This is a genomic window from Pantoea latae (assembly GCF_002077695.1).
Taxonomy (GTDB): domain Bacteria; phylum Pseudomonadota; class Gammaproteobacteria; order Enterobacterales; family Enterobacteriaceae; genus Pantoea; species Pantoea latae.
Map to the genome: position 1 here is coordinate 35692 of NZ_MWUE01000013.1, position 21400 is coordinate 57091.

Below are 21400 nucleotides of genomic sequence, written 5' to 3' on the forward strand. Positions count from 1 at the left end.
TGTCGGGATGTGGCCCGACACGCACCAGAGAGATCAGGAAAAAATTATGCAACAGTTACAGAGCGTTATTGAAGCGGCCTTCGAGCGTCGCGCCGAGATCACCCCAGCGAACGTGGACACCGTCACCCGTGAAGCCATCAACGAGGTGATCGCTCAGCTGGACAGCGGCGCGCTGCGCGTATCTGAAAAGATCGACGGCCAGTGGGTAACGCATCAGTGGCTGAAAAAGGCGGTGCTGTTGTCGTTCCGCATCAACGACAACCAGGTGATGGAAGGCGCGGAAACCCGTTTTTACGACAAGGTGCCGATGAAATTTGCCGGCTGGGACGACGCGCGCTTTAAAGCCGCCGGCTTCCGCGTCGTGCCGCCGGCCGCCGTTCGTCAGGGCGCCTACATCGCGCGTAATACCGTGCTGATGCCTTCCTATGTCAATATCGGCGCTTACGTCGACGAAGGCAGCATGGTTGATACCTGGGCGACCGTCGGCTCCTGCGCGCAGATCGGTAAAAACGTGCACCTCTCCGGCGGCGTCGGCATCGGCGGCGTGCTGGAGCCGCTGCAGGCCAACCCGACCATTATCGAAGACAACTGCTTTATCGGCGCGCGTTCTGAGATCGTGGAAGGCGTGATCGTGGAAGAAGGCGCGGTGATCTCAATGGGCGTCTATATCGGCCAGAGCACCAAAATCTATGACCGTGAAACCGGCGAAGTGCACTACGGCCGCGTGCCGGCAGGCTCGGTGGTGGTTTCCGGCAACCTGCCGTCGAAAGATGGCAGCTACAGCCTCTACTGCGCGGTGATCGTGAAGAAAGTCGACGCGAAAACGCGCGGCAAAGTGGGCATCAACGAACTGCTGCGCACCATCGACTAACGCCTTTCGACGGGCCGCTGCGGCCCGTCATCTTTTCTTTACACTTCCCCTCTTCCCGACCTGATTCGCGTGGCGAATTAACAGGTGCGTTTACTTTTTACCCAGGTCATAATCCGCGCCAGTTATCTCCCGTCGCGCCGTGTTCATCTCATTTGTTGTCTACAGTTATTTTTTGTGCCGTGAACACCGCTGCGCGCCTCTCTCTTTTTGGTGGAAAAATCGCTATGTATGACAATCTCAAAAGCTTAGGCATTAACAATCCCGACGATATCGATCGCTACAGCCTGCGTCAGGAAGCCAACAACGACATCTTGAAAATTTACTTTCGCAAAGACAAAGGCGAGTTCTTTGCCAAGAGCGTGAAGTTTAAATATCCGCGCCAGCGCAAGACCGTGGTAGCCGACAACATTAATCAGGGATACAAAGAGGTGCAGGAGATCAGCCCGAACCTGCGCTATGTGATCGACGAGCTGGATCAGATTTGCCAGCGCGATCAGGTGGAAGTGGATCTGAAGCGTAAGATCCTGGCGGATCTGCGCCATCTGGAGAGCGTGGTGACCAATAAAATTGCTGAGATCGAAGGCGACCTGGACAAGCTGACGCGCAATAACCGCTAACGCGCCTGGTGTTGCCTGCTACAGAAGGCAACAGTGCCACTGCACCTTTTCTGCTGCCGGGCCGCGGCCCTTGCCAGCAGCGCACACGGAAGCTGGCCAGCAGGCTTGGGCCGCTCAGGGTCTGGCATTTCGCAGCGCTGAACAGAGTGAGTCTGCCAGGAGAGCCCGCAGGGATGCGGGCGAAAGGTGGGGCTGGAACAGGGATGTTCCATCCCCACCGGTCCGTCAGGCAGACGAATGACGTGAAGGGACCGCGTCAGCGGCGCGAGGACCGCCAGCCCCTGAGGGGCCCCAGCCGGCGTTATCTCCAAAGCTAAACTGACAAGCATTACATGGCCTTTTTGTTGCCCTAACTCTGCTCGTCCAGCTGCAGCGCCACATAGAGCAGCAGGCGATCGTCAAACTGGCTGAGATTCAGCCCGGTCAGCTCGGAAATGCGGTTCAGCCGGTACTCCAGCGTATTGCGATGAATAAACAGCGCGCGCGCCGTGGCGCTGGGCTGCACGTTGTGGGTAAACCAGGCGACCAGCGTGCGCCGCAGCAGGCCGTTGTTATCCATGCTCTTCAGCTTCGCCAGCGGGCGCGCCAGCTCATTCGCCTGCCAGCCGCCGCGCAGGCTGTCGAGCAGCACCGGCAGCACCAAATCCTGATAGAAATAGCTGCGCAGCTCCGGCATACGCTGCTTGCCGACCATCATGGTAGTGCGTGCGGTGCGGTAGGAGCGCGCGATGCTGCCCGGCCCGGTGAAATAGTTGCCAAGCGCGATGCGCATCCGCACCTGGCCGCTCTCCTTCATGCGCTGTAATAACTGGTCAACGCGCTTGCGGTGATCCTCCTGATCGTAGCGCCCGTGCGCATTCAGCGCCGGCTTCAGCACCACCATCTCCGTCAGGGAAACAATGGCGATCAGGTTGTCGCGCTCTGGCGTGGTGAGCAGCGTTTGCAGCTGCTGCAGCTCCGACATGGCGCTGTCGACGCCGAGCTGCCCGCTGTCCACCTCCACCACCGCCACCACGCGCGGCTGATGCAGATCGATGCCGAGACGCTGCGCCCACTCGGTCAGCTGCGGCGTCAGGGTCTCGCTGCGGATCAGATTCAGCACCAGCTCCTCACGCAGGCGGCTGTCCTGCGCCAGCATATGCAGCAGTCGGGTCTGCTCCAGCATCATCTCCGCCGTCATGCAGACCAGCTCGCCGTAGTGGCGCAGCGCCAGCGGATCGCCGGTGAGGCCAATGACGCCGACGATCTCACCGTCGATGCGCAGCGGCAGATTGATGCCCGGCCGCACGCCGTGCAGATGCTTCGCCACCGCCTCGTCGATGTCCACCACGCGACCCTGCGACAGCACCAGCAGCGCACCTTCGTGCAATTCGCCAATACGCTCGCGATCGCCGCTGCCGATAATGCGGCCGCGCGCATCCATCACGTTGACATTGCTGTCAATAATCTTCATGGTGCGCGCCACGATATCCTGCGCAAGGCGCGCATCAAGATGATAGGTTGCCATCTGTTGATCCTGACAGAGAGAGGAAGCTACAGCATACGCATGGCCGCGCAGCCAGGCATTGTGCAAATGCACAGAGCCAGGGCGGGATTTACCGATTTTGCGGCGCGGGTCACACTCTGTCCGCGGCGAAAAAAAAGGCGGACCGCAGTCCGCCTGAGGGATAAAACGCGTTACTGCATCAGCAGATAGATGCTGCTGTCGCCGCGCTTGACGTTCAGCGCCAGCACCGAGGGTTTGGTGTCGAGGATTTTACGCAGCTCGCCGAGGTTGGCGACGCGCTGCTGGTTGACGCCGAGGATCACATCGCCTTTTTTCAGGCCGATGCGCGCCGCCGCGCTGCCAGGCTTCACGTTGTCGACGCGCACGCCTTTGTCGCTGCCGCTGTCGTTGCTGAGATCGGCGCCTTCGATGCCGGTGTAGATGGTGGCCGACTGCACTTTATCCTGGGTGCTCTGCTGCAGCTCAACGGTGACGCTAACCGGTTTGCCGTCGCGCAGCAGGCCGAGTTGCAGTTTGGTGCCAATCGGCAGCGAGCCGACTTCGGCACGCAGCGCGGCAAAACTGCTCAGCGGCTTGCCGTTCATCGACACCACCACATCGCCCGCCTTCACGCCCGCTTTCGCCGCGGCGGAGTTCGGCAGCACCTGGCTGACAAAGGCGCCGCGCTGCGCGTCGACCTTCATCGCTTTCGCCAGCTCGGAGTTCAGCTCAGCGCCAAGAATACCCAGTTCGCCGCGTTTCACCTGACCGAACTCCACCATCTGGCCGGTAAGGTTTTTCACCATATTGCTCGGAATGGCGAAGCCGATGCCGATATTGCCGCCGTCCGGCGCGAGGATCGCCGTGTTGATGCCGATCAGCTCGCCGTTGAGGTTCACCAGCGCGCCGCCGGAGTTGCCGCGGTTAATCGCCGCATCGGTCTGAATAAAGTTTTCGTAGTTTTCGACGTTAAGGCCGCTGCGTCCCAGCGCCGACACGATGCCCGAAGTCACGGTTTCGCCCAGGCCGTACGGGTTGCCGATCGCCACGGTGTAGTCGCCGACGCGCAGATTGTCGGAGTCGGCGATTTTAATCGCCGTCAGGTTTTTCGCGTCAATCAGCTGCACCAGCGCGATATCGGAACGGGGGTCTTTGCCAATCACCTTACCGTCGTAGCGACGGCCATCGCTGAGCTGCACCTGAATTTTGGTGGCGTTGTCGACGACGTGGTTGTTAGTGACGACATAGCCTTTCTCGGCGTTGATCACCACGCCGGAGCCCAGCGCGCGGAATTTTTCCTGCTGGGTATTGGCGCCGTCGCCGCCGCCTGCGCCGCCCTGACACATCGGTGAACTCTGGAAAGGCGAACCGTCCTGGCAGAACGGCGAGTTATCGCCGAAGAACTGCTGGAACTGCTGCGGCAGACGCGGCGTTTTCACCGTGGTGCTGCCTTCGACGCTGATGCTGACCACCGAAGGCATCACTTTTTCCAGCATCGGCGCCAGGCTCGGCAGCTGCTGGCTGGTAGAAGAGGCGGATTCAGCGGCGAAAACGGCGGCAGGGCTTAACGCCAGGCCAAGACTGAGCGCCAGCGCGCTCAACGTTAAGGTGTTTTTTTTCATTCGTATGAGTCTCATCCAGTAATTAACGTCAGACCCTTGCTGTGGTCAGTTATGAGATTAATCTTTTACCGCGAAGTTCCAGCAAAAGTTTGCGCTAAAGGTAAAAATTTATTCTGGCTCTTTACAAAACTCGCGTTATTCCACTGCCATCAGGCGACGGTACTCATCCCAGGCGTAGAGATCGGTCATGCCGCTAATATAGTCCTGGATGAGACGAAAGCGGTAATATCGCTCCCACAGCAGACGCTGGTATTTGTGCTCCACCACCAGCGAACGCATTTTTTGCTGATAGGCTTTGCGATGTTTGCCGGAAAGCTTATGAAACAGGCGAGTTTCAATCGGATGCGCGCGCAGAAAGTCGTCATTAATCAGGCTGGTAAAGGCTTCAAAGGTCAATGTCATCAGTGGTTGATATATTTCTAACAATCCCTTAATCACTCGATAACCTTGTAATTCCAGCTGTTCCACTTCGGCATGGTTAAATACATGACGGCGCGCCACCGTTTTAAACATCTGCAATAAACGCCCCTCTTCACCATCATCTTCTAATAGCGCATGATTAAAATCGCCGTTAAAAATCGCGGGTAAATTATCGACAAAGCGTTTTACCGCATGGCTGACCAGCACGCTCTGGACGTTAACGCGCAATGACATAAAGAACTGATCGCTTCTGCTGCGACGCTTTTTGTTACAGGCTTCGCGCCAGGCATCGCCGACCGTTCGGCTGAAAGCGTCGTTATTTTTTACCGGCCCCCAGTTTTTACATAAATAGTCATAAAGCGCATCAATGTTAAATATATCTTTTTCGACCGCATCGTCCAGATCGGCGATGCAGTAGGAGATATCGTCCGCCGCCTCCATAATATAGGTCAGCGGAAAGCGATGATGCTCTTCCAGACTGGTGGCCGCGCGCAGCTCGGCAATATAATCGCGCTCAGAGAGATAAAAGCCGGGCTTTTTCATCAGCGCGCTAAACTGCGCGGGTTTGTCGCCCTGCCACCAGGCGGGCGCGGTATATTTCAAAATGCAGGCGACCTGCGAGTAGCTCAGATTCAGCTGTAGCAGCGTATGCACCATGCGGATCGCCTGCGCGTTGCCTTCAAAATGGCACAGGTCCTGGCGGATCATCGCGTTTAGCTGATTAAAATCGGCGCGCTGCTGCTCCCCTTCCACGCCCGCCACCAGCGGATCCACCAGCTCCAGCGCAAGATGCTCTTCAAACCAGTCGTTGATGGCGGCCTCGCCGAAGTGGCCAAACGGCGGATTGCCGACGTCGTGCAGCAGGCAGGCCATCTCTACCAGGCTTTCAAACGCGCCTTCCATCTCATCCAGCCCGTACTGCGCCAGTCCGCCCTGATTTTTCAGGGTTTGCAGGATCTCTTTGGCGATATAGCGTCCGGTCTGCTGCACCTCAAGCGAGTGGGTCAGGCGCGAGCGCACCGCCGCGTTGCGCTCCAGCGGAAAGACCTGAGTTTTTTGCTGCAGTCGGCGGATCGCCGCCGAGTTGATAATACGGCCGCGATCGCTCTCAAAGTGGCGGGTAATATAGTATTCCCCTTCCGGATCTTTGCGCGTGTTATAAGGACGGGTGAAACTGATCTTCTTCCTGAAATTAACCGTCGCCATCGTTACTCCTTCGTGAATCAATCGCCTGCCAGCCATGCTAGACTATGCCCTAATTTTTACGACCACTTCCACCACATTAGCGAGACCTATTTATGAAAGCAGGCATTATTGGCGCGATGGAGCAGGAAGTGACCCTGCTGCGTGACAAAATCGAGAACCGCCAGACCCTGACGCTGGCCGGCTGCGAGATTTACACCGGCACGCTTAACGGCGTTGAGGTCGCTCTGCTGAAATCGGGCATCGGTAAAACCTCGGCGGCGCTCGGCACCACGCTGCTGCTGGAGCTGTGCAAGCCGGACCTGGTGATCAACACCGGCTCGGCGGGCGGCCTGGCGCCGACGCTTTCAGTGGGCGACATCGTGGTCTCTGACGAAGTGCGCTACCACGACGCCGACGTCACCGCGTTCGGCTACGAGCCAGGCCAGATGGCGGGCTGCCCGGCGGCTTTTCGCGCCGACGCGCAGCTGATCGCCGCCGCAGAGGCGTGCATCAGCGAGCTGAACCTGAACGCGGTGCGCGGTCTGGTGGTGAGCGGCGACGCCTTTATCAACGGCGCCGAGCCGCTGGCGCGCATCCGCGCGACCTTCCCGCAGGCGATTGCCGTGGAGATGGAGGCGACCGCCATCGGTCACGTCTGCCACCAGTTCAAGGTGCCATTCGTCGTGGTGCGCGCTATCTCCGACGTGGCCGACAAGGCGTCGCATCTCAGCTTCGAAGAGTTCCTCGCCGTGGCGGCGCAGCAGTCGTCGCTGCTGGTGGAGAAGCTGCTGGCGCGTCTGGCGCGTGGCTAATCCCCGCTGGCTGCTCGGGCTGCTGCTGCTTTGCAGCAGCCTGTTCGCCGCCGCGCCGCGCGTTATTACCCTCTCCCCGCATCTCACCGAAATGGCGTTTGCCGCCGGCATTACGCCGGTAGCGGTCAGTGCATGGTCCGACTATCCGCCCGCCGCGCAGGTGCTGGAGCAGGTGGCCAACTGGCAGGGCGTTAACGTCGAACGCATTCTGGCGCTGAAGCCGGACGTGGTGCTCGCCTGGCGCGGCGGCAATCCGCAGCGCCAGATCGATCAGCTCAGGCAGTTCGGCGTCAACGTCGTCTGGATCGATCCCGACTCGCTGGAGCAGATGGCGGACGCCGTGGCGTCGCTGCAGCGCTGGAGCCCGCGGCCGCAGCAGGCGCTCGACGCCGCGCGGCAGCTGAAAAGGCAGGCAAACGCCCTGCTCGCGCGCTACGCCGCCCTGCCTCCCGTGCCGGTGTTTCTTCAGTTCGGCCAGCAGCCGCTGTTTACCGCCGCGCGCGACACCCTGCAAAACAGCATCATCACGCTGTGCGCCGGAAAAAATATCTTTGCCGACAGCCGCGTCAGCTGGCCGCAGGTCAGCCGCGAGCAGGTGCTGATGCGCCATCCGCAGGCCCTTATTATCGGCGGCAGCGCCGCCCAGGCGCAGAACGTTGCGCGCTTCTGGCAACCGCAGCTCAACGTACCGGTTATCGCCATCAATGATGACTGGCTCAGCCGTCCCGGTCCGCGTATGCTGCTGGCGGCGAAGCAGCTTTGCGCTGCGCTGCACCCGGAACAATAAATCAGCAAAAAGCGATTAAAGATCCGGCTAACTTTGCCGTTAATCAAGAAACGAGACGCCGACGCCACGTAAGCTCAGCGTCCTTTTATGCGCCCCGCGCATTTTGACTACACCAGGAATCACACATGACCAGAGCCTTGCTGCTGGCCATCGCGATCGCGGCCGTCGCGCCTTTTGCGACTGCGTCGACCACGGGAACGATTGGCGTTCAGCTCACGATCTTTTCGCGCTGTGAAATTAACAGCCAGCCGCAACGGGCAGTGCCGCAGATTGATTGCGGTCGCCTCGCCAGCGCGCAGCCGCGCGTGACGGAAAGTCTGTTAGAGAAGGATGCGATGCGTAAGGAAACGGCGAAGTTGATAACGATCGAGTGGTAAAAAAAGGGCCGTCGCAAGACGGCCTTTTTGCATCAGATGCTGAACGAGGAGCCGCAGCCGCAGGTGGTTTTGGCATTCGGGTTGGTGACGATAAAACGTGACCCTTCCAGGCCTTCGGTGTAGTCCACCGAGCCGCCGACCAGATACTGCAGGCTCATCGGATCGACCACCAGCGCCACGCCCTGCTTCTCGATGGTCATGTCGCCGTCATTCATTTTGTCGTCAAAGGTGAAGCCATACTGGAAGCCGCTGCACCCGCCGCCGGTAATATAGACGCGCAGTTTCAGATCGGGATTCTCTTCGTCGGCAATCAGGTTTTTTACCTTGCTGGCCGCCGCATCGGTAAACTGTAACGGCAGTGCTGCAACATCATCACTCATCTTATACTCCGGTAAACGTCCAGGTCAGAAAACGACCTCAATTGGCGTATTATCTGCCAGCCCGTTAGCGCAATCAAGTTTTGCCCTTCGCACTGCGTGCCGCCGGCCTTCAGCTAAGGTAAGTATAGCGCGCCGTTTCTGGCCTTTCGTCATGCCCTGCTCTTCCCGTAGAATGGCGCGAGTTTTTTTCTGAACCGCTGGAGCCGAATAAATGAGTAAGTCCGAAAACCTGTTTGCCGAAGCGCAGCGCCTGATCCCCGGCGGCGTTAACTCGCCGGTGCGCGCGTTTAACGGCGTAGGCGGCACGCCGCTGTTCATCGAACACGCCGACGGCGCCCACCTGTATGACGCCGATGGCAAAGCCTATATCGACTACGTCGGCTCATGGGGCCCGATGGTGTTGGGCCACAACAACGCCGAGATCCGCAATGCGGTGATTGAAGCCGCCGCACGCGGCCTGAGCTTCGGCGCGCCCACCGAAATGGAAGTGAAGATGGCGCAGCTGGTGTGCGAGCTGGTGCCGAGCATGGATATGGTGCGCATGGTGAACTCCGGCACCGAGGCGACCATGAGCGCCATTCGTCTGGCGCGCGGCTTTACCCGCCGCGACAAGATCATCAAGTTTGAAGGCTGCTATCACGGTCACGCCGACTGCCTGCTGGTGAAAGCGGGCTCCGGCGCGCTGACGCTGGGCCAGCCAAACTCCCCTGGCGTGCCGGCCGATTTCGCCCGTCATACCCTGACCTGCACCTACAACGATCTCGATTCAGTGCGTGCCGCCTTCGAGCAGTACCCGGAAGAGATCGCCTGTATTATCGTCGAGCCGGTGGCGGGCAATATGAACTGCATTCCGCCGCTGCCGGACTTTCTGCCGGGCCTGCGCGCGCTGTGCGACGAGTTCGGCGCGCTGCTGATCATCGACGAGGTGATGACCGGCTTCCGCGTGGCGCTGGGCGGCGCACAGGAGTATTACAACGTGAAGCCGGATCTGACCTGTCTCGGCAAGATCATCGGCGGCGGCATGCCGGTGGGCGCCTTCGGCGGACGCCGCGAGGTGATGGACGCGCTGGCGCCGACCGGTCCGGTTTATCAGGCGGGCACCCTTTCCGGCAACCCGATCGCGATGGCGGCCGGTTTCGCCTGCCTGACGCAGATCGCCCAGCCGGGCACCCATCAGACGCTGACCGAGCGCACCACGCAGCTGGCGCAGGGTCTGCTGGCGGCGGCGCAGGCGGAGAATATCCCGCTGGTGGTGAATCACGTCGGCGGCATGTTCGGCATTTTCTTCACCGATGCTGACAGCGTGACCTGCTACGCCGACGTGACGAAGTGCGACGTCGAGCGCTTTAAGCGTTTCTTCCATCTGATGCTGGAAGAAGGCGTTTACCTGGCGCCTTCCGCCTTCGAAGCGGGCTTTATGTCGCTGGCGCACAGCGTCGAGGATATCGACCGCACCGTCGACGCCGCGCGTCGCTGTTTCGCGCAGCTGTAAACGTGAATGAGTCAAAGACCGGCAGAGGCCGGTCTTTTTTTTGCTTGCAGGAAAGTGCTGGCGCGGTAGTCGTCCGCAGTAAAGCCTTTTACCGCGAGCGTCTTAGCAGCCAGATAAAGTAAGGCGCGCCGATAAAGGTCGCCATCAGCCCCGCCGGCAGCTGATCGGGAAACGCCAGCATGCGTCCGCACCAGTCGGCCAGCAGCATCAGTCCTGCGCCGAACAGCCCCGCCATCGCCATCTGCGGCAGCGCGCGGCGAAAACCGAGCATGCGCGCAATATGCGGCGCCATTAAGCCGACAAAACTCAGCGGACCAATCGTCAGCGTCGCCGCGGCGGTCAGCGCGGCCGCCAGCAGCAGCAGCGCCAGACGCGAGGCGTTCAGCGCCATGCCCGCCGAGCGCGCCGTGGCGGAACCGAGCGGCAACAGCGTCAGCCAGCGGCTGGCGAGCGGCGCCAGCGCCGACAGGATCAGCGCCAGCCCGACGCTCTGCAGCGCCGCCTTTTCGCTGACGTTGTAGGTCGAGCCGGAAATCCAGCTCAGCAGGCCGCCCATGCGCGGATCGCCGCTCGCCAGCAGCAGCATCAGCAGCGTGACGAACGCGCTGTTAAGCGCCATGCCCGCCAGCAGCATACGCTCCGGCGAAAAGCCGCCGCGGCTCGCCACCAGCATAATAATCAGCAGCGTTCCCGCCGCGCCCAGCGCGCCCGCCGGCAGCAGAAACGCCAGCGCGTCGCCCGGCACGAAAAACAGCATCACCACCACGCCGAACGCCGCGCCGGAGCTGATGCCCAGCACTTCCGGGCTGGCCATCGGATTGCCGGTCAGCCGCTGAATCAAACAGCCGGCTACGCCGAGCATCAGCCCCACCGCCAGCGCCGCCAGCAGACGCGGCGCGCGCCACGGCAGCAGCTGGCGTAGCAGTTCGCCGCTCGACCAGTTCCAGCCGTGCGCGTCGCGGCCGAAGGCGAGCGCGGCCCAGACCAGCAGCGCCAGCAGCGCCAGGCCAAGCAGCGTCCAGCGCGGCACCGCATGACGTTCCGTCGGCACCCTGTCGCCCATATCAAGCGCGGGCGGCACCGAGCCGGTGCGCAGGCGCGGCAGCAGCCAGAGCAGCAGCGGCACGCCGGTCAGCGCGGTCAGCGTGCCGGTAGAGAGTTCGCGCCAGTGCGCGCTCAGCCACAGCACGCAGGCATCCGCCAGCCACAGCAGCAGCGCGCCGATCAGCGGCGCCAGCAGCATGCGGCTCAGCAGCCGACGCGCGCCCAGCAGCTTCGCCAGCAGCGGCGCAAAGAGCCCGATAAAGCCGATAATGCCCGCCACGCTCACCAGCTGCGCGCTAAGCGTAATCGCCAGCGCCAGCGTGCCGACGCGCGCCAGCGTCAGCGCCATGCCGAGGTTCTTCGCCACGCCGTCATCCAGCCCCATCAGCGTCAGCGGACGCAGCAGCGCCAGCGCCAGCGCAAAGGCGAGCAGCAGACGCGGCCACAGCAGGCTGACGTTCTCCCAGCCCATCTGGTTCAGCGAGCCGGTGCTCCAGAGAAACATCGTCTGCAGCTGGTCGTGATTAAAGATGGCGAAGATCTGGTTCACCGCGCCGCTGTAGAGGCTCAGCACCAGCCCGGAGAGGATCAGCGTCACCGGCGACAGCCGTTTGCCCCAGGCGACGCCGAACACCACCGCGCCCACCGCCAGCGCGCCGATCAGCGCCGCCAGCTGCGTGGTGGCCGCGCCGCCCGGCAGCTGCCACAGCGTGGCGACGGTGATGCCAAGCTGCGCTCCAGAGGAGACGCCCAGCGTGGTCGGCTCCGCCAGCGGGTTGCGCAGCGTCTGCTGGAACAGCAGCCCCGCCAGTCCGAGTCCGGCGCCGACCAGCAGCGCCAGCCCAAGGCGCGGCAGCAGGCTGTAGTGAAAAAGCATCTGATCGATATTGTCGAGATCCGGCGACAGCAGCGCCTGCGGCCACTGTGCCGCCGGCAGCGCCGCGCGCAGATTAATCAGGCTCAGCAGCAGCGCCAGGAGAAACAGCAGGCTGAGCAGCGCGACAGGGAAATAACGATGGCGCATCAGCGCGTCTCCAGCGCGCGTTCCAGCACGCGAACAAAATGCAGCGCCGACAGGGTCGCGCCGTAGTACCACACCGCCGGAACGCGCTGAAAGCGTCCGGCCCGAACAAACGGCAGCGCCTGCCACAGCGGGCTGCGGCTGAGCTGCGCCATATCGGCGTCGTTGTCGTGATCGAAACAGATCGCCTCGACATCGCGCAGGTGCGCCAGCCGTTCGATGCCGATCACCGCGCTGCCCCAGAAGTTGGTTTCCCCCTGCCACGCATTGGTCAGACCGAGATGCTCCATCACCTCAAGAAACAAACTGTTTTTGCCAAAGGCGAGCGCGTGGCGGCTGTCCATCAGCGACATCAGCAGGATCGGACGCGCGGCCCAGGGCGCCAGCCGCTGGCGCGCGGCGGCCAGCTCGCTATCCAGCATCTGCAGATGCGCCTCCGCTTCGGCTTCGCGGCCGATGCGCGCCGCCAGCGCGCGCAGCGAGTCGCGCGCAGCGGAGAGCGGCTTGCCGTCGCCGCGATTGAGATCGAAGCCCATGATTGGCGCGATGCGTCGCAGCTTATCCGGCGACGGGCCGTAGCCGTTGGAGCAGAGGATCAGCGACGGCTGCAGCTGCGTCATCAGCTCGAGATTAGGTTCGGTGCGCAGCCCGACGTCCAGCGTGTGCGGCGGCAGCGGCGGCTCGCCGACCCAAATGTTGTAGTTGCGCGTATCGGCAACCGCCAGCGGCACAACGCCGAGCGCCAGCAGCAGTTCGGTCGGTAGCCACTCCAGCGCGATAATGCGCGCCTGCTCGGGCGCGGTCGCGGCGCGCAGCGGCCAGGCGCTCAGCCACGGCGACAGCGCCAGCGCCGCCAGCAGGCGACGACGAGTGATCTCCATGATCGGGTCCTTAGTAGACAAAGCTGACCGGCGCGCCGCCCTGCGGATGCGGCAGGATGCCCATCGGAATGCCGTAGATCGCGCCCAGCACCTCGGCCTGCATAATGGCGTCCGGCGCCCCTTCGGCAATCATTTCGCCGCCGCGCAGCGCCACCAGATGGTCGCAGTAGCGCGCTGCCATATTGATGTCGTGCAGCACGGCGATCACCGTCAGGCCACGTTCGCGGCTGAGGCGCTGGATCAGCGCCAGCACCTCGACCTGATGTGCGATATCCAGCGCCGAGGTCGGCTCGTCCAGCAGCAGGCAGCGGCTGTTCTGCGCCACCAGCATCGCCAGCCAGGCGCGCTGACGTTCGCCGCCGGAGAGGCTATCCACCAGACGCGCGGCCAGCGGCTTCAGCCCGACCTGGGCGATCGCCTCCTCTACCCGCACGCGATCTTCCTGACCAAAGCGGCCCAGCGCGCCGTGCCACGGGTAGCGACCAATCGCCACCAGCTCGCGCACCGTCATGCCTTCGGCGGCGGGCAGCTGCTGCGGCAGATAGGCGACCTCGCGCGCGAAGGCTTTGCCGTTCCACGCCTCGACCGGACTACCGTTAAGCAGCACGCGGCCTTCGCTGGCGTTCTGGTGGCGGCCCAGCATCTTAAGCAGGGTGGATTTGCCGGAGCCGTTGTGGCCGATAAGCGCGGTGACCTTGCCAGGCGGAAAGGTGAGCGAGAGCGGATGCAGCAGCGTGCGGCCGGGCACGTGAAAGCTGACATTATCCAGCGTAAAAGTGGCTGCGTCGTGCGGAGGCTGCATGGTTATCCCAGGTTAAACGGGCGCCGCAGCGCCCGGTTGCATCAGAAACGGAAAGTGGCGGTGCCGACGATTTGACGCTCTGCGCCCCAGTAGCAGGCGTAGTCGCGGTAGCAGCTGGCGACATAGTCGCGGTCAAACAGGTTTTTCACGTTGACGCCCACCGAGGAGCCCGGCAGGCCGAAACGGCCAAGATCGTATTTCAGCATCGCGTCCACCGTGGTGTAACCGGCAACGTCGAAGTTCTGGTTGGTTTGCGTGCCGGTGCTGTATAGCCCTTTGCTTTCGCCGACGTAGCGCACGCCTGCGCCGACGGTGACGCCGGAGAGCGCGGTTTCATGGAAGCTATAGTCCGCCCACAGCGACGCCATATGCTTCGGCACCTGCACCGGCGTGCGGCCTTTCAGCTGCGTGTCATGGGTGTACTCCGCGTCGGTGTAGGTGTAGGACGCCGTCAGGTCGATATTGGCGTTTACCGCCGCTTTGGCTTCCAGCTCGACGCCGCGCGAACGGATTTCGCCGCTCTGCACGCTGGCGAACGGATGGTTTACCGTATCAGGATCCGCCGTCAGGTTTTTAGTCTTCGTCAGCTGATAAACCGCTGCGGTCATCGTGATCGGACGATCCTTCGGCACATATTTCACGCCCGCTTCATACTGTTTGGCGCGCGACGGATCGAAGGCCTGACCTTCATAGGTCGAACCCGAATTAGGAATGAAGGCTTCGCTGTAGCTGAAGTAAGGGGCGATACCGTTGTCGAATACATAGTTCAACCCGCCGCGCCAGGTAAAGGCCTGATCGTTCTGGCGGCTCAGCGTGCCGTTATAGCGATCGTACACCGAGGTCATCGCGTAATCGTAGCGGCCGCCCAGCGTCAGCACCCAGCGGTCCCACTCCATCTGATCCTGAACATAGAGGCCGGTCTGGCGCTGTTTATTGAGATGTTGATACGGGTCATACGGCGTGACGCTCTCATCGCCATACTGCGGAGCAATGGCGTTCAGGCTGCTGGCCGAGCCAAACTGCGCATTGATATCATTACGCGTGCGCTGATAATCCACGCCCAGCAGCAGCGTATGATCCAGCGCGCCGGTGGCGAATTTCGCCTGCGCCTGGGTATCGACGGCGAACTGGTTTAGCTTCTCGTCCGACACTGCCGAGCCGCGCGTAATCGACTGGGTCGCCGCGTCGAAGCCGTTGCCGTAGATGCTGCGGTAGTTAGTGCGCAGATCGGCGTAGCGCAGGTTCTGACGCACCGTCCAGGTGTCGTTGAAGCTGTGCTCGGCGCTGTAGCCGATCATTTTGGTATTGCGCGAGATCTTATTGCTCTGCTCGCCTTCGTCGAAGTTGGTCGGTAGCTTATATTCGCTGCCGTCCGCGCGCGTAATCGGCACCACCGTGCCCTGACGCGGCAGCCAGCCGTAGTAGCCGGTTTGCGGCTCATTCTGGAAATAGGTCAGCAGGTCGATGCGGGTGTTGGCGTCAGGACGCCAGCTAAAGGAGGGCGCGATGGTATAGCGCTTCTCTTTGTTCATCTCCTGCTGCGCGTCGGCGCTGTGGGCAAGGCCGGTCAGGCGATAGCTGTAGACGCCGTCGTCATCCAGCGCGCCGCCAAAGTCGAAGCCGGTGGAAAAGAGGTTGTCGCTGCCCATCTGGAACTGCACTTCGCGCAGCGTCTCCTGCGTCGGACGCTTGCTTACCAGCGCCACCACGCCGCCGGGATTGCTCTTGCCGTAGAGCACCGACACCGGCCCGCGCAGCAGTTCGGCGCGCTCAAGGAAGTAAGGATCGATGGCGAATTCGGAATAGTTGTCGCCCTGCAGCTTCAGGCCGTCAAGATACTGGTTGGTGTTGGTTTCGCTAAAGCCGCGAATCGACAGCGCGTCGATAACGCCGGAGCTGCCGCGGTTGCCGGTCAATACGCCCGGCGTGTAGTTAAATGCCTCTTTCACCGAGGCGATCTGCCGCGTCTCCATCTCCTCGCGCGTTACCACCGACACCGACTGCGGGTTTTTCTCAATCGGCGTGTCGGTTTTGGTGCCGGTGGCGCTCTTTTTCGCGGCAATGGTCGGCGCCGGTCCCCATGCGCTCTCCTGCGCCGCCTCGGCGCCGCCTGCCGCGGAAACCACCAGCGTCTCCTCAGCCAGCGCTGAGGCGCTCACTGAACCAACAATCACGGCAATGCTTAAAGCCAGCGGGCGGCGGGAAAAAACGCCGCGCAGATAACAAGGAAAAGTCGTTCGCGCATTCATAGTAGTGTCTCTTGAATAAAGTAGTGGGCAGGCGAATGGAAACGAGAATGATTATTATGCCGGATGGATTTTAGGCGAAACTGCGCGTTTTCCGCAAGCGTTAATCCCGCGCGCAGCGCCGTCTGGCGGGCATTCGCGCAGTATTGATCGGGCACAAAAAAAGGGCGCCTTAGCGCCCTTTTTAACCGGTGGTTTAGTTACCGCCGAACATATCTTTAATCCAGCCCGCGACGCCGTCGCCCTCTTTCTTCTCCGGCTGCTGCTGCGGTTGCTGCTGCATCTGCTGCTGGTTTTGCTGCTGGTTCAGCATCTCCTGCTGCTGCTGCTGTTGCTGCTGTTGGAACAGCTGCTGCTGCTGCTGACAGAGCGCATCGGGATCGAGCGCCCACACCGGCAGCGAGCGCCAGGTGCTGCTGCCGGTGCCGCAGACAAAGTTGCCCGCGGTGTCGACGTTCATCATCGAGACATCTTCCGGCGGCGTCAGCACCAGCGGCATCGGCGCCTGGTTATCCAGGTAGCGGCGATAGATCTGCATCGCGCCGCTGGCGCCGTAGAGCTTGCTCGGCTGGTTGTTGTCGCGGCCGACCCAGGTAATAGCGACTTCCTTGCCGTCGACCCCGGCGAACCAGCTGTCGATCAGGTCGTTGGTGGTGCCGGTTTTACCCGCCAGATGCGCCTTCGGATAGCGCGCGCCCAGCGCACGCGCCGTGCCGTGATCGGCAACCTGCTGCATGGTGTAGAGCGTCAGATAGGCGGCCTGCGCCGGCTCGACGCGCTGCGCCTGCGGATAGCTCTGGTAAAGCACGCTGCCGTCTTCGGCAATTACCGAGCGCACCGCCGACAGCGAGGCGCGGTTGCCGCCGCTGGCGATCGACTGGAACGCCTGCGCCACTTCGATCGGCGTCAGGTTAAGCGCACCGAGCAGCATCGAGGGCACCGGGTTGAGCTGATCTTTCGGCACGCCCAGTTTGGTCCAGGTATCCACCACCGCGTCCAGTCCCAGCGTCATGCCGAGGTTAACCGTCGGCACGTTCATGGAGTTGGTCAGCGCGTCCACCAGCATCACCTTGCCGCTGAAGCGACGATCGTCGTTCATCGGCTTCCAGACGCTGCCGTTCGGCTGTTTTAGCGCGATCGGCTCATCGGCGATCCAGCTGTTAAGACGATAGGTGTTCGGCTGGCTGAGTGCGGTCAGGTAGGTCGCCGGCTTCGCCAGCGAGCCGATAGAGCGACGCGCCTGCAGCGCGCGGTTATAGCCGGCGAACTGCGGATCCGCGCCGCCGACCATGGCGCGCACTTCGCCGCTGAAGCGATCGACCACCACCATCGCGGTTTCCAGATCTTTCAGGCCGCGCTGTTTTTTCAGCGCCGGAATGCCGTCAAGCACCGCCTTCTCCGCCGCATCCTGCGACACCGGATCGAGCGTGGTGAAGATCTTCACGCCGGAGAGATCTTTGACCTTGTCGCCCAGCTTCGCCTGCAGCTCGCTGCGCACCATCTGCATAAAGGCGGGCTGCGGGGTGATCACGCCGCCTTTCGGCTGCACGCCGAGCGGACGCGCCGAAAGCATGTCGTACAGCTCCTGGTCAATCACCTTCTGCTGCTGCAGCAGACGCAGCACCAGGTTACGGCGCTCCAGCGCCAGCTTGGGATTACGCCACGGGTTGTAGAGCGAGGCGCCCTTCACCATCCCCACCAGCATCGCCTGCTGATCGAGGCTCAGCTCGTCGACCGGACGGCCAAAGTAGTAGAGGCTCGCCAGCGGGAAGCCGCGGATCTGGTCGTTACCCGCCTGGCCGAGGTAAACCTCGTTCAGGTAGAGTTCCAGAATGCGATCCTTGCTGTAGCGCGCGTCCATAATGACCGCCATATAGGCTTCGCGCGCTTTACGCCACAGCGAACGCTCGTTGGTCAGGAACAGGTTTTTCACCAGCTGCTGCGTCAGCGTACTGCCGCCCTGCACCGCTTTGCCGGCGGTGATATTGGCGAGGAAGGCGCGGCCGATCGAGTAGGGGCTAATGCCGTCATGCTCGTAGAAGTGGCGGTCTTCGGTGGCGATCAGCGTGTCGACCAGCAGATCCGGGAAGCCGGCGCGCGGCACGAACAGGCGCTGTTCGCCGTTCGGCGACTGCAGCATGGTAATCAGGCGCGGATCGAGGCGGAAGAAGCCGAAGTCGCGGCCGGAGTCGAGGTTTTTAATCTCGCCCAGCTCGTCGCCGTCAAACACCATCTGCGCGTGCACCTGACCCTCTTTGCTGTCCGGGAAGTCAAACGGACGGCGCAGCAGATCGATGGTGTTACCTTTAACCGAGAATTCGCCGGGACGCGTAATGCGCGACACCTCGCGATACTGCGTGCCTTCCAGCAGCGCGATCATCTCTTTCTTGTTATAGGCCATGCCAGGCTCAAGGCTGACCATGCGGCCGTAGACGGTCGCGGGCAGCTGCCACACTTTGCCGTCGATGCGGGCGCGGATCTCCGAGTCGAGGTAGACGCCCCAGGCGGCCATAATCACCACAAACACGAGGAACAGCTTGATCAACCAGCCTAACCAGCGGCGCTTCCCGCGCGGCGGACGCTTTCCTTTACTTTTACGCGGCACAGGCGCTTTCTCCTCGACCTCATCGTCAAAATCATCTTGTTCAAAATCGTCTTCATCCCTGCGGCGACCCCGACGCGTAGCGTTACGCGGCGGCTTGGGTTGTTTTCCTTTGCGCCCAATGGGTTCGCGATCGTTCCCAGACATTGGTTTCATTCTCCAGGCATTACGTTGGCTGCGCCGATACTCTAGCGACTTTTACCGCGTCCGCATGGCGGAACCCTCCTAAATCGATCCAGCGGGCTCAACCTTGCGGGGAATATTTTTTCGTGCGCCTTGTGGGCAAGGCGCTGGCCGGATCGTCAGGCCAGGGATGGCGGGGATAGCGCCCTTTCATCTCTTTCTGCACTTCAGGATATGCGCCGCGCCAGAAGGCGGCCAGGTCGCGGGTGATCTGCAGCGGCCGCTGCGCGGGCGACAACAGCTCCAGCACCAGCGGCACGCGCCCTTCCGCCACCGCAGGATTGCTCGCCTCGCCGAACATCTCCTGAATACGCACCGCCAGCGCGGGCGGCTTATCGGCGTGATAGCGAATCGGCAGCCGGCTTCCGGTGGGCACAGTGTAATGAGTTGGCAGCGCACTATCCAGCCGCTGACGTTGTGACCATGTGAGCAAATGTAATAGCGCGCTGACAAGGTTGACCGCCTGCAGCGATTTGAGATCGCGCACCGCGCCCATCTCCGGCAGTAGCCAGCGGTCGAGCGTCGCCAGCAGCGACGCGTCGTCGACCGCGGGCCAGCCCTCTTCCGGCAGCCACTGCGCCGCGCATTGCAGCCGCACGCGCAGCTGCTGCGCCGCCTCGCTCCAGCCCAGCACCGCCAGCCCTTTTTGCGCGATCCAGCGCAGCATCGCCGCGTGCAGCACCTCGGGCTCCGGGCGCGCCATCGGCTGCGCCTTCAGCACCAGCGCGCCGATCTGCTCGCGGCGCAGCGCGCGCAGCGTGCCCTTCTCTTCGTCCCACTCGACTTCGGCGCGCACCTCGACCAGCGTCGGTCGCGCCTGACGCAGCGCGTCAATATCGATCGGCAGCGCCAGCAGCATGCGCGCGTCGGGCGTGGCGCTGCCCTGCAGCAGCGCGGGCGCGAGCAGCCATTCATAGCGGTTCAGCCCCTCTTGTCCATCGAGCATCGCGCCCAGCCCGTTGGCGAGCTGATAGCGGCCGCCGCTGTCGCGGCGACGCGCCAGCCGGTCGCCGAAGCCCGCCGCCAGCAGCGCCGGAAAGCGATCTTCATCGACGCGCCCGCCGCTGACGCCGAGCCGCGTCTGCCACTGCTTCGCCCGCCGCTGCCACTGCGGCTGCGGACGGTGCAGCGCGTCGCGTAGATCCGGGCTGCCGCTGCGCGGCGGATCCTCAAGGATCGCCACCAGCAGCGCGGCGCTGGCGACCGCGTCGGCGTCCTGACCGGCGGCGCAGAGCACGGCGCTGAGGCGCGGATCGGTGCCGAGCTGTGCCATGCGGCGTCCCAGCACGCTCAGGCCACCGTTCTCTTCCAGCGCGCCAAGCTGCATGAGCAACTGCCTCGCCGCGTGCAGATGTTTTTCCGGCGGCGCGTCGAGCCAGGTGAGCTGATCCGGCTGGCGGCAGCCCCACTGCAGCAGCTCAATCCAGAGCGCGGCGAGATCGCTGTGCAGCATTTCCGCCTCGCTCTGCGCGGCGGCGCGCGACGCCTGCTCTTCAGGGATCAGATGCAGGCAGATGCCGGGCATCAGACGCCCGGCGCGGCCGGCGCGCTGCGTCATCGACGCCTGGCTAATGCGCTGGGTCAGCAGCCGCGTCACGCCGCTGCGCGCGTCGAACTGCGCGGTGCGCTCCAGCGCGCTGTCCACCACCAGCCGAATCCCTTCAATGGTCAGGCTGGTTTCGGCGATATTGGTGGCGAGCACTACTTTGCGGCGGCCGGGCGGCGCAGGCAAGATGGCGCGGCGCTGCGCCGCCAGCGGCAGCGCGCCGTAGAGTGGCGTAAGGTCGACATCCTCCGCCACGCGGGATTCTAGCTCGCGCCGCACCCGTTCAATCTCCGCCACGCCGGGCAGAAACAGCAGCAGCGAGCCGCTCTCTTCGCGCAGCAGCTGCGCCGTTTCGCGCGCCACCGCCTCTTCGAAGCGCAGCGTGGTGCTGAGCGAGGCGAAACGCCGCGTCACGGGAAAGCTGCGCCCTTCGGAGACGATCAGCGGCGCATCGGGCAGCAGCGCCGAGAGGCGCGCGTTGTCGAGCGTCGCCGACATCAGCAGAATTTTCAGATCGTCCCGCAACCCCTGCTGCACGTCGAGCAGCAGCGCCAGCGCCAGATCCGCCTGCAGGCTGCGCTCGTGGAACTCATCGAGGATCACCAGCGACACGCCGCTGAGTTCCGGGTCGCGCTGCAGCTGGCGCGTCAGCATCCCTTCCGTCACCACTTCCAGCCGGGTAGCTGGCCCGACGCAGTTTTCGCCGCGCATGCGATAGCCGACGGTGCCGCCTGGCTGCTCGCCAAGCTGCTCCGCCAGGCGCTGCGCCACGTTACGCGCCGCCAGCCGACGCGGCTCCAGCATAATAATGCGGCCCGGCAGACTGGCCTGCTGCAGCAGCTGCAGCGGCAGCCAGGTTGATTTGCCCGCGCCGGTCGGCGCCGCCAGCAGGATTTGCGGCGCGACGTCGAGCGCCTGAAGCAGGTCGGGCAGCACGGCGCTGACCGGTAAATCACTCACGGCAAACTCCCGTTCAGCCTGTGTTAAGATGGCGCGCATTGTAGCACTCATCCGCGAGGATTGCCG

General features: G+C 62.7%; 16 protein-coding genes. 6 read left to right on the forward strand and 10 right to left on the reverse strand.

Annotated features, from left to right (window positions below):
• The first annotated feature begins 46 nt into the window (after positions 1-46).
• Both dapD and B2J69_RS08990 read left to right on the forward strand, forming a co-directional pair.
• Positions 47-871 (forward strand): 2,3,4,5-tetrahydropyridine-2,6-dicarboxylate N-succinyltransferase, encoded by an 825-nt coding sequence (dapD, locus tag B2J69_RS08985; protein WP_081138435.1) that lies wholly within the window; start codon positions 47-49, stop codon positions 869-871.
• 224 nt (positions 872-1095) lie between these two features.
• Complete coding sequence (locus B2J69_RS08990) at positions 1096-1488, forward strand: DUF3461 family protein (protein WP_033749575.1); 393 nt, start codon at positions 1096-1098, stop codon at positions 1486-1488.
• 349 nt (positions 1489-1837) lie between these two features.
• Here B2J69_RS08990 and B2J69_RS09000 read toward each other — a convergent pair whose 3' ends face one another.
• From B2J69_RS09000 to dgt, 3 genes are all read right to left on the reverse strand, one after another.
• On the reverse strand, positions 1838-2995 hold the full coding sequence (locus B2J69_RS09000) for a CdaR family transcriptional regulator (RefSeq protein WP_081138438.1): 1158 nt from the start codon (positions 2993-2995) through the stop codon (positions 1838-1840).
• Positions 2996-3165: 170 nt separating this feature from the next.
• Positions 3166-4596, reverse strand: coding sequence for a serine endoprotease DegP (degP, locus tag B2J69_RS09005; protein WP_081138441.1), 1431 nt, complete (start codon positions 4594-4596; stop codon positions 3166-3168).
• 135 nt (positions 4597-4731) lie between these two features.
• On the reverse strand, positions 4732-6222 hold the full coding sequence (dgt, locus tag B2J69_RS09010) for a dGTPase (protein ID WP_081138444.1): 1491 nt from the start codon (positions 6220-6222) through the stop codon (positions 4732-4734).
• 92 nt (positions 6223-6314) lie between these two features.
• On the opposite strand from dgt, the gene mtnN reads away from it, so the two are divergent.
• The 3 genes from mtnN to B2J69_RS09025 all read left to right on the forward strand — a co-directional run bounded on the left by mtnN (position 6315) and on the right by B2J69_RS09025 (position 8177).
• Entirely contained in the window at positions 6315-7013 is a 699-nt protein-coding gene (gene mtnN / locus B2J69_RS09015) for a 5'-methylthioadenosine/S-adenosylhomocysteine nucleosidase (RefSeq protein ID WP_081138446.1), read from the forward strand.
• Complete coding sequence (btuF, locus tag B2J69_RS09020) at positions 7006-7800, forward strand: vitamin B12 ABC transporter substrate-binding protein BtuF (protein WP_081138449.1); 795 nt, start codon at positions 7006-7008, stop codon at positions 7798-7800. The genes mtnN and btuF overlap by 8 nt, the downstream gene beginning before the upstream one ends.
• Before the next feature lie 125 nt (positions 7801-7925).
• The gene (locus B2J69_RS09025; RefSeq protein WP_081138452.1) at positions 7926-8177 is read left to right on the forward strand and encodes a hypothetical protein; all 252 of its coding nucleotides are present in this window, start codon (positions 7926-7928) and stop codon (positions 8175-8177) included.
• A 32-nt stretch (positions 8178-8209) separates the two neighbouring features.
• On the opposite strand, the gene erpA is transcribed toward B2J69_RS09025, so the two are convergent.
• A complete protein-coding gene (erpA, locus tag B2J69_RS09030) occupies positions 8210-8557 on the reverse strand; it encodes an iron-sulfur cluster insertion protein ErpA (RefSeq protein WP_033749565.1) in 348 nt (115 codons plus the stop codon).
• Positions 8558-8768: 211 nt separating this feature from the next.
• Between erpA and hemL the strand changes: the two genes are divergently transcribed.
• On the forward strand, positions 8769-10049 hold the full coding sequence (gene hemL / locus B2J69_RS09035; RefSeq protein WP_081138454.1) for a glutamate-1-semialdehyde 2,1-aminomutase: 1281 nt from the start codon (positions 8769-8771) through the stop codon (positions 10047-10049).
• A gap of 88 nt (positions 10050-10137) precedes the next feature.
• Here hemL and fhuB read toward each other — a convergent pair whose 3' ends face one another.
• From fhuB to hrpB, 6 genes are all read right to left on the reverse strand, one after another.
• The gene (gene fhuB / locus B2J69_RS09040) at positions 10138-12117 is read right to left on the reverse strand and encodes a Fe(3+)-hydroxamate ABC transporter permease FhuB (protein WP_081138456.1); all 1980 of its coding nucleotides are present in this window, start codon (positions 12115-12117) and stop codon (positions 10138-10140) included.
• On the reverse strand, positions 12117-12995 hold the full coding sequence (fhuD, locus tag B2J69_RS09045) for a Fe(3+)-hydroxamate ABC transporter substrate-binding protein FhuD (protein ID WP_407944736.1): 879 nt from the start codon (positions 12993-12995) through the stop codon (positions 12117-12119). Before fhuD ends, fhuB begins: the two co-directional genes overlap by 1 nt.
• 10 nt (positions 12996-13005) lie before the next feature.
• Positions 13006-13797, reverse strand: coding sequence for a Fe3+-hydroxamate ABC transporter ATP-binding protein FhuC (gene fhuC, locus B2J69_RS09050; protein WP_081138458.1), 792 nt, complete (start codon positions 13795-13797; stop codon positions 13006-13008).
• A gap of 41 nt (positions 13798-13838) precedes the next feature.
• Positions 13839-16046, reverse strand: coding sequence for a ferrichrome porin FhuA (gene fhuA / locus B2J69_RS09055; protein WP_081138460.1), 2208 nt, complete (start codon positions 16044-16046; stop codon positions 13839-13841).
• A gap of 193 nt (positions 16047-16239) precedes the next feature.
• Complete coding sequence (gene mrcB / locus B2J69_RS09060) at positions 16240-18792, reverse strand: bifunctional glycosyl transferase/transpeptidase (RefSeq protein WP_081138463.1); 2553 nt, start codon at positions 18790-18792, stop codon at positions 16240-16242.
• Positions 18793-18889: 97 nt separating this feature from the next.
• Positions 18890-21373, reverse strand: coding sequence for an ATP-dependent helicase HrpB (hrpB, locus tag B2J69_RS09065; RefSeq protein WP_081138465.1), 2484 nt, complete (start codon positions 21371-21373; stop codon positions 18890-18892).
• Between the last annotated feature and the right edge of the window lie 27 nt (positions 21374-21400).